Here is a 17,170-nt window from a genome sequence, read left to right on the forward strand (position 1 = left end):
CAGTATAGCGTGATGCGCCATACCCCAGAGAGCGGCCATTATAAGTGGCGTACCTAACGGGGTAAAGACGCTTATCCCATTGGCAAATCAGTGTTTTTGCCGATCGCGCAGCAGCAGTTGGCTGGTGAGCACCAGCGCTAGCGATAACACCAGCAGAATGGTCGCCAGGGCGTTCACTTCAGGAGATACGCCGACCTTGACCATCGAATAGATCTTCAAGGGCAAAATCTCGTAGCTCGGCCCGGTCACGAACGAAGAGACCACGACATCATCCATCGACAGCGTGAAGCTTAGCAACCAACTGGCGGCGACAGCGGGCATCGCCAGCGGCAGGATGATTTTGCGCAGGATCACCATTTCGCTGGCACCCAGATCGCGTGCGGCTTCCAGCATCTTGACGTCAAAGCCCTTCAGACGCGCATAGACGGTAACCACCACAAAGGGCAGGCAGAAGGTGATATGCGAAAATAACAGCGACCAGAAGCCCAACGAGACGCCTAGCAGCATAAACAGCACCAACAGCGAGATGGCCATGACGATATCCGGCGACATCATCACCACAAACAGCATGCCACCGACGAAGGGCTTCCCACGAAAACGATAGCGATACAATGCCACCGCCGCCAAAGAGCCGATCATGGTAGCAAAGCTGGCGGACAGCACCGCCATGGTCAGTGAATGCCCAGCGGCCTGCAACAGGCTGTCGTTGTTCATCAACATGCTGTACCAGTGGGTGGTAAAACCTCGCCAGTTGATGCCAAAGCGCGAGGTGTTGAACGAGTTAACGATCAGGATCACGATGGGAATATAGAGATAGGCGTAAATCAGGCTCATAAAGCCACCGCGCAACAGGCGTCCGATCATTCCAGCTCCCCCTTTTTGTTCAGCAGCTTGGCGGCCCGGTAATAGATCCACAGCATCAGCCCCATCACCAGCGTCAGGCAAATGCTGGTGGCGGCACCAAACGGCCAGTCACGGATATTCAGGAACTGGCTTTTGATGACGTTACCGATCAGCAGGTTTTTGGCTCCGCCCATCAGGTCGGCCACGTAGAACAGCCCCATAGCGGGCAGCAGCACCAATAGGCAACCGGCGATAATGCCTGGCATGGTCAGCGGAATGATGATGCGGATAAAGGTTTGCAGCTTGCTGGCCCCGAGATCGCGGGCCGCCTCCAGACAGGATTTATCCAGCTTTTCCAGGCTTGAGTAGAGCGGCATCACCATAAACGGCAGCAAGATGTAGACCAGCCCCAGCACCACGGCGCCAGAGGTATACATGATGCGTAACGGCGTATCGATGATCCCGGCCCACATCAGGAACTCGTTCAGATAGCCGCGAGTGCTGAGAAACAGCTTCAGGCCATAGATACGGATCAGCGAGTTGGTCCAGAAGGGCACAATCAGCAGGAACAGCAGCAGCGGACGCAGCCTTTGCGGCAGGCGAGCCAGAATAAAGGCAAAAGGATAACCCAGCAGCAGGCAGCACAAGGTGGCGATCGCCGCCATGTTCAGCGAGTGCAGCATCACCTGGCCGTATAGGGGATCAAACAGCCGGGTATAATTATCCAGAGTGAACACCATCTGCACCAGATTGGCATCGTCACGGGTGAGGAAACTGGTACCGATGATCATCAGGTTCGGTAGAAAAACAAACAGCACCAGCCAGCCGACGGTGCCGATGATCACCAGGTTTTGCAGCAAATTACGCGATTTCTTCATCGGCCAGCACTACCTCCCAGCTTGCAACCCAGGTTATCGCCATCTTCTGGTTTAACGAGTGATCAAAGTCAGGATCGTCTTCATTGAAGAACTCGCTGACCATCACCATCTTACCGTTTTCCAGTTCAACCACCGACTCCAGCGTCATGCCTTTATAGTTGCGTTCGCGCACGTAGCCAATCAGGCCATCTATCTGCTCGCTGTCGTTCACCTCTTCGACGCGCAGATCTTCTGGGCGCAGCAGAACCTTCAGGGATTGCCCTGGCTCGACCGGGAGATCGGCGTAGATATCACATTCGCGGCCTTCCACACGAGCGCGCACCCGCTGCGGATCGATACGATGTAGCACTACCGCATCAAAGATATTGATCTCACCGATAAAGCTGGCGACAAACAGGTTCTTGGGTTCCTCGTAGATTTCCCGTGGAGTGCCGTCCTGTTCTATTCGCCCGTCGCGCATCACCACAATCCGATCTGACATGGTTAGCGCCTCTTCCTGATCGTGCGTTACGAACACAAAGGTGATGCCCAATTGGCGCTGTAGCGCCTTCAACTCGTTCTGCATCTGCTTGCGCAGCTTGTAGTCCAGTGCCGAAAGCGACTCGTCGAGCAGTAACAGTTTAGGTTTATTCACCACGGCCCGGGCAATCGCGACCCGTTGCTGTTGCCCACCAGATAGCTGATGCGGGCGGCGCTGAGCGAACTCGTCCAATTGCACCATGCGCAGGGCTTCCTCCACGCGCGGCGTTAGCTCCGCCTCTGGGGTTTTCTGCATGCGCAGGCCAAAGGCGACATTTTCAAACACGGTCATATGGGGGAACAGGGCATAGCTTTGAAACACGGTGTTAACGTGCCGATGCTCGGCCGGAATAGCGGTGATATCTTGCCCGTCGAGCACGATCTGCCCGTGGTCGGCATTTTCCAACCCGGCAATCAACCGCAGCACGGTAGTTTTCCCGCAGCCGGAAGGGCCAAGCAGGGTCAGGAATTCACCATCGTTAATCTTTAGGTTGAGATCGCGGATGATCTCTTTGCCGTCAAAGCTTTTACTCAGGGCGTTCAGTGTAACCAAAGAGGATTGTTCAGTCATTTTAGTGTCTCTATCCCGTACGGTGGTGCAGATAGAACCGCCGCTGGAAAAGACTGCGCGAGCTTACGGGAGTGACCCGTCAGGTACTGAAGCTCAAAGCCAGCGGCGCCGATCAAAAATTTAAGAGGGCGCATGATAGACGCTGAATCCGGTAATTGAAAGCCAAACCGCCCATAAGTCATGCCCGTTGGCCGATTTTTGCGTCGGTAGTTACCCTATTAAACCATCACTTGCTTTAATGATTTGTGTTAAATCTGATTATTAATGACCTGTCTCAATATTTGATCCGGATCGGTTCCGCATAATGAAACGCGAAATTCTGAGGGCGGAACCATGGATAAACTACTAGATCGCTTTTTTAACTACGTCTCATTTGACACACAGGCTAAAGCGAACGTCAAACATGTGCCTAGTACCGAAGGGCAACTGAAGCTGGCGCGTGCGTTGCAACAGGAAATGATTGGGCTGGGGTTTGAACGGGTATCGCTAAGCGAACATGGCTGCGTGATGGGCACGCTGCCTGGCAATGTGAGCTGGCCAGTGCCGGCCATTGGCTTTATTTCTCACCTTGATACCTCACCCGATTTTTCGGGTAAGCATGTGACACCGCAGATAGTGGAAAACTATCGCGGCGGTGACATTGCCTTGGGCATCGGTGATGAAGTGTTATCGCCGGTGATGTTCCCGATCTTGCATCAGATGCTGGGGCAAACGCTGATCACCACCGACGGCAAAACGCTGTTGGGGGCCGACGATAAAGCCGGTATTGCCGAGATCTTGACCGCGATGGTGCGGCTAAAGCAGCAAAAAATTCCTCACGGCGATATCCGCGTGGCGTTCACGCCGGATGAAGAGGTGGGCAAAGGGGCGCATTTCTTTGATGTTGCTGCGTTCGATGCCGAGTGGGCCTACACCGTCGATGGTGGTGGGGTGGGCGAACTGGAGTGTGAAAACTTCAATGCAGCGGCGGTGACGGTCAAAATCGTCGGCAATAATGTCCACCCTGGCAGTGCCAAAGGGGTGATGGTGAACGCGCTGTCGCTGGCAACCCGTTTCCAACAGGAGCTACCGGCCGAGGAAACACCGGAGCATACCGAGGGGTATCAGGGCTTTTACCATCTCAACAGCATTAAGGGGAACGTTGAGCGTGCCGAGATGCACTACATCTTGCGGGATTTTGAGCGTGAAGGCTTTGAGGCTCGCAAGCGCAAGATGATTGCAGTCGCGCAAAAGGTTGGCCGTGGGTTACCACGGGATTGCTACATTGAGGTGGCGATCGAGGATAATTACTACAACATGCGTGAGCAGGTGGCCGAGCATCCTCATGTGATCGAGCTGGCACAGCAGGCGATGCGGGACTGCGATATTGAGCCGGTGATGAAGCCGATCCGCGGTGGTACCGATGGCGCGCAGCTATCCTTCAAGGGGCTGCCTTGTCCAAACCTGTTTACCGGTGGCTATAACTTCCATGGCAAGCATGAGTTTATTACGCTGGAAGGGATGGAGCAGGCGGTTGCGGTGATCATGCGCATTGCCACTCTGAGCGCCGAGCGCGCTAAACGGTAGTTTTTTGCGTTAATAGATTGAGTGAGGGGGCCAGTTTGCCCCCCCACTCATTATGATTAGTCGTTAAAATACCAGTAACCGCTGTTAATCAACGCCGTCAGCAGGGCCAGGAACGATGGATCGTCCACCGCGTCGCCCAGCAAGGCGGCATCAACGCTGGCGTGCTGGCACAGCGCATCGGCGGCTTGCAGATGTTCGGTGTCGATTAGCTCACCGTTGACAAAGCATTGGTCGCCAACGCGCAGCACGCGTAACCCACCCAAACGTTGTAATGGCTCACCCTGTTGCAGCAGCTCATAGATTTCACCGGCCTGATAAGGCGGCTCTGGCGGCGCGATGTCCAGCTCGTGGCGCGACTGCGAAATAAACTCGCCAAACCAGTTCTGGAAGTGCTCCGGTTGCTGCACCAGCTCCAGGATCATCCCACGCAGCGCATCGACCTCATGGGGGAGAACCATCGCCGGATGATCGCGCAGCGCGATATCCGGATCGGTGTAACGTTTGCTGCCTAACTCGCGCGCTAGCACATAGTCGGCATAGCCACTCACCATCTCGCGGCCATTCGGTGCGCGGAAGCCGACGGAATAGTTGAGCGAATTTTCCAGCGAGTAGCCTTCATGCGGGAATCCCGGTGGGATATACAGAATATCGCCAGGCTCCATCTCTTCGTCAATGATGGCGTCAAACGGCTCAACCTGTAACAGGTCAGGGTGCGGGCAGTGCTGCTTCATCGGCACTTTTTCGCCCACGCGCCAACGGCGGCGGCCAGTACCCTGGATGATGAACACGTCGTATTGATCGAGATGCGGGCCAACGCCGCCGCCCGGCACCGAGAACGAAATCATCAGATCGTCCATGCGCCAGTCTGGCAGCTTACGGAACGGTTGCATCAGCGCACTGGAAGGCTGATGCCAGTGATCAACGGCCTGCACCAGCAATGACCAGTTGTTCTCGCCCAGATGGTCGAAACTTTCAAACGGGCCGTGGCCAACCTGCCAGCGACCTTCCTGATGGCTCACCAGGCGGCTGTCCACCTCGTTTTCCATAGCCAACCCGGCCAGCTCATCCGGGGAAATCGGATCGATAAAGTTGTTAAAACCACGCTTGATAATTACCGGGCGCTTTTGCCAATAGCGTTGCAAAAAGTCGTTCCAGTCGAGATCTAATTGGTAATCCATGTTCTATTCCAGGATAGAGTGAGCCTGCAGGGATTATAACGGAAGTTAGGCCCCGTGGATCGGGGCCTCAGCGAGAGAATTTAATCGTGATGGTGGGAGTCGTGCTGGCGGGAGAAGGTGACCTCCATCCGTGCTCCACCAAGTGGGCTGTCGCTGATGGTAATTTGTCCGTCATATTGCTCGATGATCTCGGCGGCGACCGACAGGCCAATCCCCTGGCCGGGGCGCAGAGTATCGACGCGTTGGCCGCGTTGGAAGATCAGTTCACGCTTGCTTTCGGGGATGCCGGGGCCGTCGTCATCAATGACGATCGTCAGGTATTTGTCCGAGTGCAGCGAGGTGATCTCCACAAACTCCAGGCAATATTTACAGGCGTTCTCCAGCACGTTGCCCATCACCTCCATAAAGTCGTTTTTCTCGCCCATAAAGGTGACTTCTGGTGAGATATCGAGGGTGATGACTACCCCTTTACGCTGATAGACCTTGTTCAGTGCCACGCTAAGGCTGTCGAGCAGGGCAGAAACCGAATGGATCTCGCGGGTCAGCACGGTTTGACCAGAGTTGATGCTGGCCCGATGCAGGTAATAACCAATCTGCTGCGAGATACGGCTAATCTGCTCGAGCATGATCGGCTCGACCTCTTCGATGGTGGTCTGCTTGCTGGAACGCAGCGAGCGCAGGGTGGTCTGCAATACCGCCAGCGGGGTTTTCAGGCTGTGGGTGAGATCGGACAGCGTAGTACGGTATTTTGTGTAGCGCTGGCGCTCGTTGCGCACCAGGATATTCAGGTTCCGTACCAAGCCACGTAGTTCACTGGGGGGATTTTCATCCAGTTGCTCGCGCTCGCCGTTTTCCAATTCACCCACCTGGGTTATCAGAGCCTTGATCGGCCGCAAACTCCAATACGCAGCTAGCCAGAGCAGAGGCACGACCAGTAGCAGGTTGGCCAGCAGTACGTAGCTGAACCATTCCCACACCACGTCCGAGCGTTGCAGCTCCTGCGGAATGCTGTCGACCACCACGATGCTCAAGGCGGGCAGGCGTGGGGTGGCGGCATAGGTATTGACGGCTACCGAGTGGGTTAACGCCTCATGGTCGGTGTCATCGTAGTCTTTCAGCTGATCCTGTGCTTTGGGATTGTCGCCCAGCACTTCGCTACTGATGCGGGTGTCGGTGTCTATCTCATAGAAACCGGACTCTTCCAGCCACTCTTTCTGGATCCGTTTTTCCAGCTCCGGTACCGAGCGCTGGCTCCACAACAGGTTGCCTTTTTCGTCGTAGATAAACACCAGAGTTGGGGAGTTGAGATCGAGATCGGGCGGGATGGCAATGGTCAACTTCTGGTCTTTCCACTGCGCCAGGCTGAAGAACAGGTTGCTCTCACCGCGCAGCAGGCGGAAGGCGGTTTTATCAAAGCTGACGATATAGCCGACGACCGCAACCAGCCCGTAGGACAGCGACAGCGCCAGGATCACCCCGGCGGTGGCCATCAGAAAGCGGGCGCGCAGTGAGAAAGGCTTTTTATCTCTGTTGAACATTATGCTCACTTGGCATCGAAACGGTAGCCCTGACCACGTACGGTGGTGATCACTTCCTGTGGGTATTCGGCCTGTAGTTTTTTACGCAGGCGGCCCATTAATACGTCGATGGTGTGGCTTTCGCGCAGTTCGGCATCCGGGTAGAGCTGCAACATCAATGAATCTTTACTGACCACTTTACCCGCGTTACGGATCAACGTTTCGATAATGGTGTACTCAAAGGCTGTCAGTTTGATTTGCTGTTCGTTGACGCTCAGCTCACGGCGTGAGAGGTCGATCTGGAACGGCGGCAATACGATCACCTGTGAGGCCAGGCCGCTATTGCGGCGCATCAAGGCCTGCATGCGGGCAATCACTTCCTCCAGGTGGAAGGGCTTGGTGACGTAATCATCGGCACCGGCTTCCAGCACCGCCACCTTATCCTGCCAGCTTTCACGGGCGGTCAGCACCAGGATCGGCAACTTCATCTGGTTGGCACGCCAACGGCGGATCAGGCTCAGGCCATCTTCACCCGGCAACCCGAGATCGACAATGGCGATATCAGGCGCATGTTCCTGCAGAAAATAGTCAGCTTCTTTGGCATCTTCTGCGGCATCAACCTGATGCCCCATTTCACGCATTTGCACACTAAGATGGTGGCGCAATAGGCCATTGTCTTCAACAACCAGTACTCGCATGGTACAGACTCCTGTTGTTTAGGCGGGAGCAACTCCAGGCACCCACACTGAAAAGGTTACACGCTGTTGGCCACGTTGTGGTAACGCGCATTAGCTGACCATTCCCTGATCGTTTAATTCTGTCATCCATTGATTATCGGCAATGGCTGATAAACGCAGGATAAACAGCGCAGTGCCAAAGGTAAACAAAACTTAAACAAAGCTGACTGCCTGAAGTGTGAGCAGGATCGCTGCAAAGGATTAAAGGTATCATTAAGGTATTATATAGGTATCGTTATGATACTAACACCAGGAACCCTACACCGCTTTCCCGAGCCGAAGCCGGGAAGGTAGCCAGCAAGGATACATAATAATGAAACGTCCTCATCTGAAGCTGTCTGTCATGATGTTTATCGAGTGGTTTATCTGGGGAGCGTGGTTTGTTCCCCTATGGCAATACCTCAACAAACTGGGCTTTACGCCGGGTGAAATTGCCTGGTCGTACAGCAGTACGGCGATTGCGGCAATCCTCTCGCCGGTACTGGTTGGCGTTATTGCCGATCGCTACTTCGCCGCGCAAAAAGTCTTGGGCTGGTTGCATCTGGCTGGCGGGGTGCTGATGTTTATCATCGCCTGGCAAACCACCTTTGCCACCTTCTTCCCGCTGCTGGTGATTTATGCCATCACCTATATGCCGACCGTGGCGCTGACCAACAGCATCGCCTTTGCCAACATTACCGATACCGAAAAAGAGTTCCCGCGCATCCGCGTACTGGGCACCTTGGGTTGGATTGCCTCCGGTCTGGTGGTGGGCTTTATGCTGCCGCCGCTGCTGGGGTTAGGCAATATTTCCGATAGCAACCTGCCGTTAATCATTACCGGCGTGGCCTCGATCGCGCTCGGTTTATACAGCTTTGTGCTGCCCAATACGCCAGCCAAAGGCTCTGGCCCGGTGGATATCAAGGCGTTGCTGGGCCTGAACGCGCTTGGCCTGCTGAAGGATCGCTCATTTGCCACCTTCGCCCTGTGCTCGTTCCTGTTCTGTATGCCGTTGGCGTTTTACTACCAGTTTGCCAATGGTTATCTGACGCAGGTTGGGCTGCCAAATGCCACCGGCTGGATGACGCTGGGGCAGGTTTCGGAAATCTTCGCCATGCTGGCGCTACCTTTGCTGCTCAAGCGTTACGGCATCAAAAAGGTGCTGCTGCTGGGCTTTGTGACCGCAGCGATCCGCTATGTGTTCTTTATCTACGGCGGCACCGCCGACGTCTGGGCCTACAGCATGCTGTTCCTGGGCATTTTGCTGCATGGCGTCAGCTACGATTTCTATTTCGTGACCGGCTATATCTACGTCGACAAAAAAGCGCCGCCGCATATGCGTACCGCCGCTCAAGGTCTGATCACCCTGATTTGCCAGGGATTGGGCAGCTTTATCGGTAACTGGCTCGGGGGCCGTGCAATGACCACTTTCGCCCTTGAACAACCGCGAGACGGTATGACGTTTGACTGGTTCGCCGTGTGGGGCGTTGGTGCGGTGATGGTGGTGGGCGTCATGCTGCTGTTCCTGCTGTTCTTCCGTGAAAGCAGCGACAACATCACCCCGATTGACGTGGCACGGTCTTAATTCATTGCGCCGGGCGTGTTGTCCGGCAAGGTAAAAATTCAGGAGAAACAGATGAAGCAGTTAACCCAGGAACAACGCGTGGTGGGTGCACTTTATGGCCAGATGTTGGGCGACGCGCTCGGCATGCCTTCCGAGCTGTGGCCGCGTGAGCGGATTAAGCGCCACTTTGGCTGGATCGACCGCTTCCTTGACGGCCCGGCAGAGAACAGCGCCGCCTGCTATTTCACGGCAGCGCAGTATACCGATGATACCTCGATGGCACTGGCGTTAGCCGACGCGTTGATCGAGGCTGACGGTGAAGTGGTACCAGAGTTGATTGCTCGCAACGTGATCCACTGGGTCGATAGTTTTGACGCCTTCAACAAAAACATCCTTGGCCCAAGTTCCAAACTGGCGTTGGGGGAGCAGAAGAAGGGCACGCCGATTAGCAATTTGGAAAACAACGGTGTGACCAACGGCGCGGCGATGCGGGTTTCCCCGTTGGGTTGTGTGCTGCCTTCTGCGCCGTTGGAGCAGTTTTGCCAGCAGGTTTGGCTGGCCTCCAGCCCGACGCATAAATCCGATATCGCGGTTGCCGGTGCGGTGGTGATTGCCTGGGCAGTTGCCAAGGCGATCGAAGAGGCTAGTTGGGCTGAGATCCGCCTGGCGTTGCCGGGAGTGGCAGATTACGCTCAGCGCCGCCATAGCACCACCTTCAGCGCTTCTTTAGCGGCGCGTATCGAACTGGCCTTCCAGGTAGTTGAACAGGCTGGCGGTACCGAGCAGGCCTCAGAACGGGTTTACCAACTGGTTGGCGCAGGGGTCAGCACCATAGAATCCGTGCCGGCCGCGTTGGCGATGGTCGAACTGGCGCAAACCGATCCTACCCGCTGTGCGATCCTGTGCGCCAACTTGGGCGGTGATACCGACACCATTGGCGCGATGGCAACGGCGATCTGTGGTGCCCTGAACGGTATCGACGCGTTTGACATGGCTATGTTGGCAGAATTAAAGCGGGTGAATCCGCTGGATATCAACCACTACGCGCAGGCCTTTCTCCGTTTCCGCCAGCGCTGGCAGGAGGCTGAATGAGTAACGAAAGACGCGAGTTATTACAGACGCTGACCCAGGGCGGCTGGCATCAGCAGTGCCCGGTGACGGTGATTGGCGCAGCGGTGATGGATATGGTGGTGAGCGCCGATGCCTTGCCAGTGCGCGGTGGCGACGTGTCGGCCCAGATGCAGGGGCTGCATTTAGGGGGCTGCGCGCTGAATATCGCCGTGGCTCTGCGCCAGTTGGGCATTACCAGCCGCAATCTGCTGCCGGTGGGAGAAGGCGTGTGGGCGGAGCGTTTGCGTAGCGAGATGGCGCAGCGCGGCGTGAGTTCCGATCTGCAAGTGGGTGGTGAGGATAACGGCTGGTGTTTGGCGTTGGTCGAGCCGGACGGTGAGCGCACCTTTATCTCTATCGATGGCATTGAGAACCAGTGGCAGCCGGAGTGGTTGGCAGACGCGACGCCACAAAGCGGGCTAGTTTACCTTTCAGGTTATCAACTGGGTGCCCGGCAGGGCCACGTGCTGGTGGATTGGCTGTTACGCCTGCCCGAACAGGTGCGGGTGGTGCTGGACATTGGCCCGCGCATTGACGTGATGGCGCAGAGCCTGTTGCAACGCCTGATCCGCCCTGGGGTGATCCTGACGCTAAACCAGCGTGAAGCCCAGCACCTTGGTATGCAGGAAGATATTGCCGGTTTTTGCCAGCGGTTATGGTCAACCACCGGGCAACTGGTGATTGTGCGCTGCGGCGGGGAAGGTGGATATTACTTTGCCGGGCCGGAGGAACAAGGCTGGATAGCCGCTCGTCAGGTCAAAGTGGTAGACAGCATTGGTGCTGGCGATAGCCACAGCGCCGGTTTGCTCGCCGGGCTGGCACTGGGCCTGACTGCCCGCCAAAGCATGATGCTAGCCAATAGCATCGCCGGTTACGTAGTATCGCAGGCCGGTGGGGATTGTGCGCCAACCCTGGCCCAGCTCCTGGCCAGCGAGGAACTCAATCCTCGCTGATAAATTCGTACATGTCGCTGCGGCAGAAGCTTTCGCTGTATTCGATGGGCTTTTTCTGGCTGTCGAAAAGCGTTTGCTTGATGATCAGCAGCGGCATGGGTTCTTTCAACTGCAGCGCCTGCAGGGTTTCACCGTCGCTCATGGCGGCGCTGACCTGGCTGCGCAGCGATCCCAACTCCACGTTGTTCAAACGGAAGTAGTCATACAGAGAAACGCCAATATCATCAACGTTGGCTATCGCCTCCGCCACCACATAAGACACCGCCACCGACATGGGGCGCTGATCGATAAAGTGAATACGTTTGAGTTTGTACACCGGCGTATGCTCGGCCAGCGACAGTTTCTCGGCCAGTGCGCTATCCGCCGGGATTTGCTCACGGCTGATCCACATGGTGTCCGGTTTACGGCCTTGCAGCATCACTTCGCGTGAAAAGCCTTTCACATCCGCCAGCGAATAGGCCAGTTTAGGTTGAGCCACGGTATTTTGAATGAAGGTGCCATAGCCCCGCGAGCGGCCGATAATGCCGTCCTGCTCCAGGCAGGCCAGGGCTTTGCGTACCGTAATGCGCGAGATCCCCAGCCGTTCGGTGAAATGGCGCTCACTGGGCAGAAAAACCCCCTGGCTCAATATGCCAAGCTCAATGGCCTGTCGTACCGATTCGTTAAAGCGCAGGTAGAGCGGCATAGCGCCAGCGCTGGTGAGATCGTGTTGTAGTTTGTCCAGCAGGCGCTGGTTGGGATCCGTGCTCATAGACGACCGAAATCCTGTAGCCTCAATGCGATAGCTTATTTAAGGTGATTTCGCCGGGCGGTGCAACCGTGCAGGGTGAGATCGGTGGAAATGGTTGGGCCTGGCAGACCAGGCCCGTTGTGGTATTTACTACTGAGAAGGTTTGGCGGCGCTGCTCTCCCGTATTTCTTTGACCTGTTCGGCAGTGACCGGAGCGGCGTTATTCCCCCAACTGGTGCGTACAAAGGTGGCTATCTGGGCTACCTGCTGGTCGCTCAGACGCCAGCCAAAGTCCGGCATGGTTAGCCCGGTAGGGGCGTCTAAAGTCATCGGCGTACGTGAACCATGCAGAATGATGCTGATCACCGAAGCAGGGTCTTCCGCCAGCAACGCCGGATTATGGGCCAACTGTGGGAAGGTATTGCGATAGCCCTGGCCATCGCTGCGGTGGCAGGCGGCGCAGTTGTCCAAATAAGCCTGCCCGCCTGGGTTGCCTTGGTCGGTGCTGTAGAGTGCCAGCGGCTGGTTGGCCGTTGGCGTTTTCTGCTCATCCCCCGCAGGCAGCGATTTCAGATAGGCGGCGATCGCCTGCAAATCCTCATCGCTCAGGTGCTGAGTGCTGTCTTGTACCACGTCTACCATGGAGCCAAAGGCGGCAAATCTGTCGCTGTGGCCGGTTTTCAGGAAACGAGTCAGATCTGCCGCGTTCCAACTACCCAACCCGCTGATTGCATCGCCACGCAGGCTGGCGGCGTGCCAACCCTCCAGCGTCCCACCGCTCAGATAGTCGTCATCCGTCTGGTTCAGCGCCTTCTCCTGGAAGCCAATGCCGCGTGGCGTATGGCAACTGCCGCAGTGGCCCAATCCTTGTACCAGATAGGCCCCACGGTTCCATTGTGCGCTTTGGTTAGCGTCTGGCTGATAGGCGCCATCCTCGCGGAATATGCCGTCCCACATCGCCAACGGCCAGCGCATATTCAGCGGCCATGGGATATCGCTAGCCTTGTTCTGCTGCACCACCGGCGTTACCCGTTGGGTGAAGTAGAGATACAGATCGCGTATATCCTCATCATTGATTTTGGCGAAAGAAGGATAGGGCATGGCCGGGTAGAGCCGAGTGCCATCGCGCCTAATGCCTTTACGCAGGGCGTCGGCAAACGCTTGTAGATCGTAGGCACCGATGCCGGTAGTTTTGTCTGGCGTGATATTGGTGGAATAGATCGCGCCAACCGGGGTGGTCATCTTCAGCCCACCGGCGAACGCCATGCCACCTGGCGCGGTATGGCAGGCGGCACAGTCACCGGCGCGGGCCAGATATTCGCCATGAGCGATTTTCCCGACCTGGTGGGTATCCTCGGCGGCCAGAGCGCTGGCGCTAAATACCAGCAAGGCCAGCAGCGAGGGGGTTAATCCTTTCATCGTCTTCTCCTTGCGTATCAGGCCTGAACCAACGGGCCGGGGTTGTTCAGATACTGCTTACGGATCGCTTCCGCTGAATAATAGGCCAGCGCACCGACGATCCCGGTGGGGTTATAAGCCAGGTTCTGTGGGAAGGCGCAAGCGCCGGTGACAAACACGTTGGGCACGTCCCAGCATTGCAGATACTTGTTCACCACGCTGGTTTTTGGGTTGTCGCCGGTGATTGCCCCGCCGGTAGTGTGGGTGGATTGATACGGGCGCACGTCATAGTGCGAACCGCTGCCCATCACCGAAATCGCCATCTGCTTCGGCTCCATGGCTTTGGCGATGTTCGCCATCTTGCTGGTAATGTGCTGGGTCATCTTGATCTCGTTAGCCTTCCAGTCGAAGGTCATGCGCAGCAGCGGTAGCCCATAGGCATCCCGATAGGTGGGATCGAGATCGAGATAGCAGTCGCGATAGGGCATCACTGAGCCTTCAGAGCCAATACTCATCGAGTGCTGATAATTATCTTTGATACCCTGTTTCCAACCACTGCCCCAGGTGGGTGTCCCCGGCGGTAACGACATCTGTTGGATCGGGCGGCCACCGGTGCGGGTGGCGGAAATATAGGCGCCGCCGATAAAGCCTAGCGCGCCGTGATCGAAGTTTTCCGAGTTGAGATCGTCGATCACCGTGCCCGCGGCTCCGGCTCCGATAAACGGGTTGAAGTGGGTGTCCTTATCGTAAAACAGCGAAATGCCGCTGTTCATCTGATAGGCGTAGTTCTTGCCGACAACTCCTTCGCCGGTGACGGGGTCATAAGGTTTACCGATGCCGGAGAGCAACAGCAGACGCACGTTATGCAGTTGGAAGGCGCTGAGGATCACCAGATCCGCCGGTTGTTCAATCTGTTGGCCCTGGGCATCGACATAGGTGACACCGGTGGCCTTTTTGCCACTGCTGTCCAAATTGACCTTGATGACCTGCGACTGAGTGCGCAATTCAAAGTTTTTCCGCTTCATCAGCACCGGCAGAATGGTGGTCTGTGGTGAGGCCTTGGAGTACATAAAGCAGCCGAAGCGCTCACAGTAACCGCAGTAGTTACAGGGGCCGAGTTGCACGCCGTAGGGATTGGTATAAGGCTCCGAGCAGTTGGCTGCTGGAATGCTGAACGGGTGATAGCCGAGCGACTCGGCCGCCTTGCCAAACAGCGAACCGGAATAGAGCTGCTTGAGGGGGGCAGTGGGATATTCGCTAGTGCGTGGCCCTTCGAACGGGTTGCCGCCTTTGATGATGTTGCCTTGCAGGTTACCGGCCTTGCCTGCGGTGCCACAGACCTTCTCGAACTTATCGAAGTAAGGCTCCAGCTCGGTGTAACTGAGAGGGTAATCCTGCAACAACATGCCTTCGGGCACCCATTTGTCGCCATACTTTTCCGTCACCGTCGTACGCATTTTCAGATCGGCGGGCAGGGCGCGCCAGTGCATGCCGTTCCAGTGGACGCCTGCACCGCCAACGCCGTTGCCGGGCAAAAAGGATCCAAGCTGACGATAAGGCACGGCGAAATCCGCTGGCGTGTGGCGCACGGTGACGGTCTCGTGCGCCATCTCCTGCTCCAGTTTCAGGCGGATGCCATAGGTCAATTCGTCGGCAATCCGTGGATAGGCAAAATCAGGGTAAGTATCGCGCTGCTCACCGCGCTCCAGTGCCAATACGCTCAGGCCGGTTTCGGTCAGTTCCATGCCCATAATGGCACCGGTCCAGCCAAATCCGACAATCACCACGTCTACCGGTGGCTTTTTTATCGTGCTCATTTATGCATTCCTTTTGCTGGAGATACTTACCGGGCCAAGGGGATAGGCCTGATTAGGATGATCGACCCAGTCGGTGTAATCCGCCCGCGCACCAGGGAAACCGATCAGTTTCCATGAGGCCATCGACTGGTTACCGCCGTGCTGCGGATCGGCCAGATAACCCTCTTTGGTGTTTTGCAGCAGTTGGCTGAAAAAGGCTTGACCGGGCAGGGCTTCGGAATCCAGCTCACCTTTCTCCAGCGCCGTCAGGATTTGTTCTTGCTGGCTATGTTCCAAGTCTGCAAAGGCTTTCTGGTACTGCTGCTGGCAGTGCGCATTGAGGCCTCGAATGCCAATACGGTAGGTATCTCGTGGCGTCAGTTTGGACTGATAGCCTAGTTCGGGGGCCGAAGGGACAAACGGCGGGTGCATATACCACAGGCCACCGTGGCCATAAGGCGTTTCCATTTGCTTATCGATAAAGATCGGCACGCCTTCTTCGACGGCGCCGGGACCATTACTATCGCTCGGGATCAGTCGATCGCAGGCCGCCAGCAGGAAGCGCCATTCCTCGTTATTGAAATAAGCGGGAACATAGTGAGAGGAGACACCTGCCGCCGAGGTTGGCATGGGCGTCATCGTCAGAACGCCGGTACCTCCAGCGGCTGCCAGCGGTATTAGTGCTAGCGTTTTCTTTAGAAAGTTCCGCCGAGGCGGTTCTGGAGAGTGCTGTCGAGACATAATTCCACCTTGAATATGTTTCACAGAAATGCCCGCGTGGCCGCAGTCTTGGGCCGTAAAAACGGGCAGAGGGAGTTGCTATTCCATGACCAATAATAATTAGCGAGCTACTGGTATGGTGATTCAAGTTTAAGTCTTGGCAGCTAAAACAAACAATAAAGCATCTGTTTCAAAACATTTTCTTCACATTATTTTTGATTTAGATCATTCCATTAACAATTTGCCTTGACTAAAGCACCTAACAGGCGGTTGGTGATTGGTCTAGTCGCTGGGATTAATTGGTCTGTATGCTGAGATCTGGCATCGGTATATGCTGTTGCGGAGAACCTACTTTTGCTGCAACCAGACGGAATACTTTTATGGCGATAAATCAATATGGTCAGCCGGTGGGCGAACCCTTGGTGCAATGGCATGCCTTGCCACGGCCGCAGGAGGTGACGCTGACGGGCAAATTTTGCCGCCTCGCGATGTTGGACGCCGAGCGGGACTTTGCCGCGCTATTTGCGGCTTACCAGCTTGCGCCAGATGGACGTGACTGGACTTACCTGATGAGGGAGCGGCCTGAAAGCCCGCAGGAGATGCGTGCGCATCTGGAAAAACTGCAGGCTAACCCGGCGCTGGTAAATCTGGTGGTGTTCGATTCAGCCACCGATCTGCCCGTCGGTACCGTGGCCTTTATGCGGATTGAAGAGGCCAGCGGCGTGTTGGAAATTGGTCACGTCTGTTGGTCACCGCTGATGAAGCAGCGCTCCTGCGCCACCGAGGCGATTTACCTGATGTTGCGCCACACCTTTGACGAGTTGGGCTATCGCCGTTGTGAATGGAAATGCGATAGCCTGAATGCGCCTTCCAGGCAGGCGGCACTTCGCTTTGGTTTCCACTACGAAGGGCGTTTTATGCAGGCATTGGTCATCAAGGGCCGCAACCGGGATACCGACTGGTTCGCCATGATCGAGCAAAACTGGCCCCAGATGCGTAGTGCGTTCGAAGGTTGGCTGGCTGACGAGAATTTTGGCTCCGACGGCCAGCAGATACAGCGTTTGCAGGCGTTTATGCCTTGATATGTAGGGGGCGAACATGTGCATGTTCG

At 56.1% G+C, this 17,170-nt stretch carries 15 protein-coding genes; 5 read left to right on the forward strand and 10 right to left on the reverse strand.

The genetic code is table 11. The features are described 5' to 3' along the window. Positions 1-87: 87 nt before the first annotated feature. The 3 genes from potC to potA are packed head-to-tail and all read right to left on the reverse strand — an operon-like array spanning position 88 to position 2,811. Positions 88-864, reverse strand: coding sequence for a spermidine/putrescine ABC transporter permease PotC (gene potC, locus AC6HVW_RS11100; RefSeq protein ID WP_021804693.1), 777 nt, complete (start codon positions 862-864; stop codon positions 88-90). Beyond that, positions 861-1,721, reverse strand: coding sequence for a spermidine/putrescine ABC transporter permease PotB (potB, locus tag AC6HVW_RS11105; RefSeq protein WP_021804692.1), 861 nt, complete (start codon positions 1,719-1,721; stop codon positions 861-863). Before potB ends, potC begins: the two co-directional genes overlap by 4 nt. Continuing rightward, entirely contained in the window at positions 1,705-2,811 is a 1,107-nt protein-coding gene (potA, locus tag AC6HVW_RS11110) for a spermidine/putrescine ABC transporter ATP-binding protein PotA (protein ID WP_059200571.1), read from the reverse strand. The genes potB and potA overlap by 17 nt, the downstream gene beginning before the upstream one ends. A 333-nt stretch (positions 2,812-3,144) precedes the next feature. On the opposite strand from potA, the gene pepT reads away from it, so the two are divergent. Beyond that, positions 3,145-4,377 carry a peptidase T gene (pepT, locus tag AC6HVW_RS11115; RefSeq protein ID WP_021178275.1) on the forward strand — a complete coding sequence of 411 codons (1,233 nt, stop codon included), beginning with the start codon at positions 3,145-3,147 and terminating at the stop codon, positions 4,375-4,377. A 56-nt stretch (positions 4,378-4,433) separates the two neighbouring features. Here the strand turns inward: pepT and AC6HVW_RS11120 are convergent, their stop codons facing one another. From AC6HVW_RS11120 to phoP, 3 genes are all read right to left on the reverse strand, one after another. Further along, positions 4,434-5,555, reverse strand: coding sequence for a ribosomal protein uL16 3-hydroxylase (locus AC6HVW_RS11120; protein WP_021804690.1), 1,122 nt, complete (start codon positions 5,553-5,555; stop codon positions 4,434-4,436). Between the two features lie 80 nt (positions 5,556-5,635). After that, a complete protein-coding gene (phoQ, locus tag AC6HVW_RS11125; protein WP_021804689.1) occupies positions 5,636-7,093 on the reverse strand; it encodes a two-component system sensor histidine kinase PhoQ in 1,458 nt (485 codons plus the stop codon). Positions 7,094-7,098: 5 nt separating this feature from the next. After that, complete coding sequence (phoP, locus tag AC6HVW_RS11130; protein ID WP_021804688.1) at positions 7,099-7,770, reverse strand: two-component system response regulator PhoP; 672 nt, start codon at positions 7,768-7,770, stop codon at positions 7,099-7,101. Between the two features lie 352 nt (positions 7,771-8,122). Here phoP and AC6HVW_RS11135 point away from each other — a divergent pair, with 352 nt between their 5' ends. Genes AC6HVW_RS11135 through AC6HVW_RS11145 form a run of 3 tightly spaced genes read left to right on the forward strand, consistent with a single transcriptional unit; the run spans position 8,123 to position 11,415 of the window. Continuing rightward, a complete protein-coding gene (locus AC6HVW_RS11135) occupies positions 8,123-9,373 on the forward strand; it encodes a nucleoside permease (RefSeq protein ID WP_071680487.1) in 1,251 nt (416 codons plus the stop codon). A 51-nt stretch (positions 9,374-9,424) separates the two neighbouring features. Continuing rightward, positions 9,425-10,444 (forward strand): ADP-ribosylglycohydrolase family protein, encoded by a 1,020-nt coding sequence (locus AC6HVW_RS11140; protein ID WP_497569428.1) that lies wholly within the window; start codon positions 9,425-9,427, stop codon positions 10,442-10,444. After that, positions 10,441-11,415: a PfkB family carbohydrate kinase gene (locus AC6HVW_RS11145; protein ID WP_071680485.1), complete on the forward strand. Its 975-nt coding sequence runs from the start codon at positions 10,441-10,443 to the stop codon at positions 11,413-11,415. Before AC6HVW_RS11140 ends, AC6HVW_RS11145 begins: the two co-directional genes overlap by 4 nt. On the opposite strand, the gene AC6HVW_RS11150 is transcribed toward AC6HVW_RS11145, so the two are convergent. The 4 genes from AC6HVW_RS11150 to AC6HVW_RS11165 form a co-directional block, all read right to left on the reverse strand. Beyond that, on the reverse strand, positions 11,402-12,166 hold the full coding sequence (locus AC6HVW_RS11150) for a GntR family transcriptional regulator (protein ID WP_071680484.1): 765 nt from the start codon (positions 12,164-12,166) through the stop codon (positions 11,402-11,404). The two genes, AC6HVW_RS11145 and AC6HVW_RS11150, sit on opposite strands and share 14 nt — an antisense overlap. Before the next feature lie 129 nt (positions 12,167-12,295). Beyond that, a complete protein-coding gene (locus AC6HVW_RS11155) occupies positions 12,296-13,564 on the reverse strand; it encodes a c-type cytochrome (RefSeq protein WP_071680483.1) in 1,269 nt (422 codons plus the stop codon). A 17-nt stretch (positions 13,565-13,581) separates the two neighbouring features. Beyond that, the gene (locus tag AC6HVW_RS11160; protein ID WP_059200576.1) at positions 13,582-15,360 is read right to left on the reverse strand and encodes a GMC family oxidoreductase; all 1,779 of its coding nucleotides are present in this window, start codon (positions 15,358-15,360) and stop codon (positions 13,582-13,584) included. After that, positions 15,361-16,080: a gluconate 2-dehydrogenase subunit 3 family protein gene (locus AC6HVW_RS11165; RefSeq protein WP_081366963.1), complete on the reverse strand. Its 720-nt coding sequence runs from the start codon at positions 16,078-16,080 to the stop codon at positions 15,361-15,363. It abuts the gene before it with no gap. 359 nt (positions 16,081-16,439) lie between these two features. Here AC6HVW_RS11165 and AC6HVW_RS11170 point away from each other — a divergent pair, with 359 nt between their 5' ends. Further along, on the forward strand, positions 16,440-17,141 hold the full coding sequence (locus tag AC6HVW_RS11170; RefSeq protein ID WP_497569429.1) for a GNAT family N-acetyltransferase: 702 nt from the start codon (positions 16,440-16,442) through the stop codon (positions 17,139-17,141). The last annotated feature ends 29 nt before the right edge of the window (positions 17,142-17,170 follow it).

The sequence above is a fragment of the Serratia sp. NCCP-200 genome (assembly GCF_059697885.1).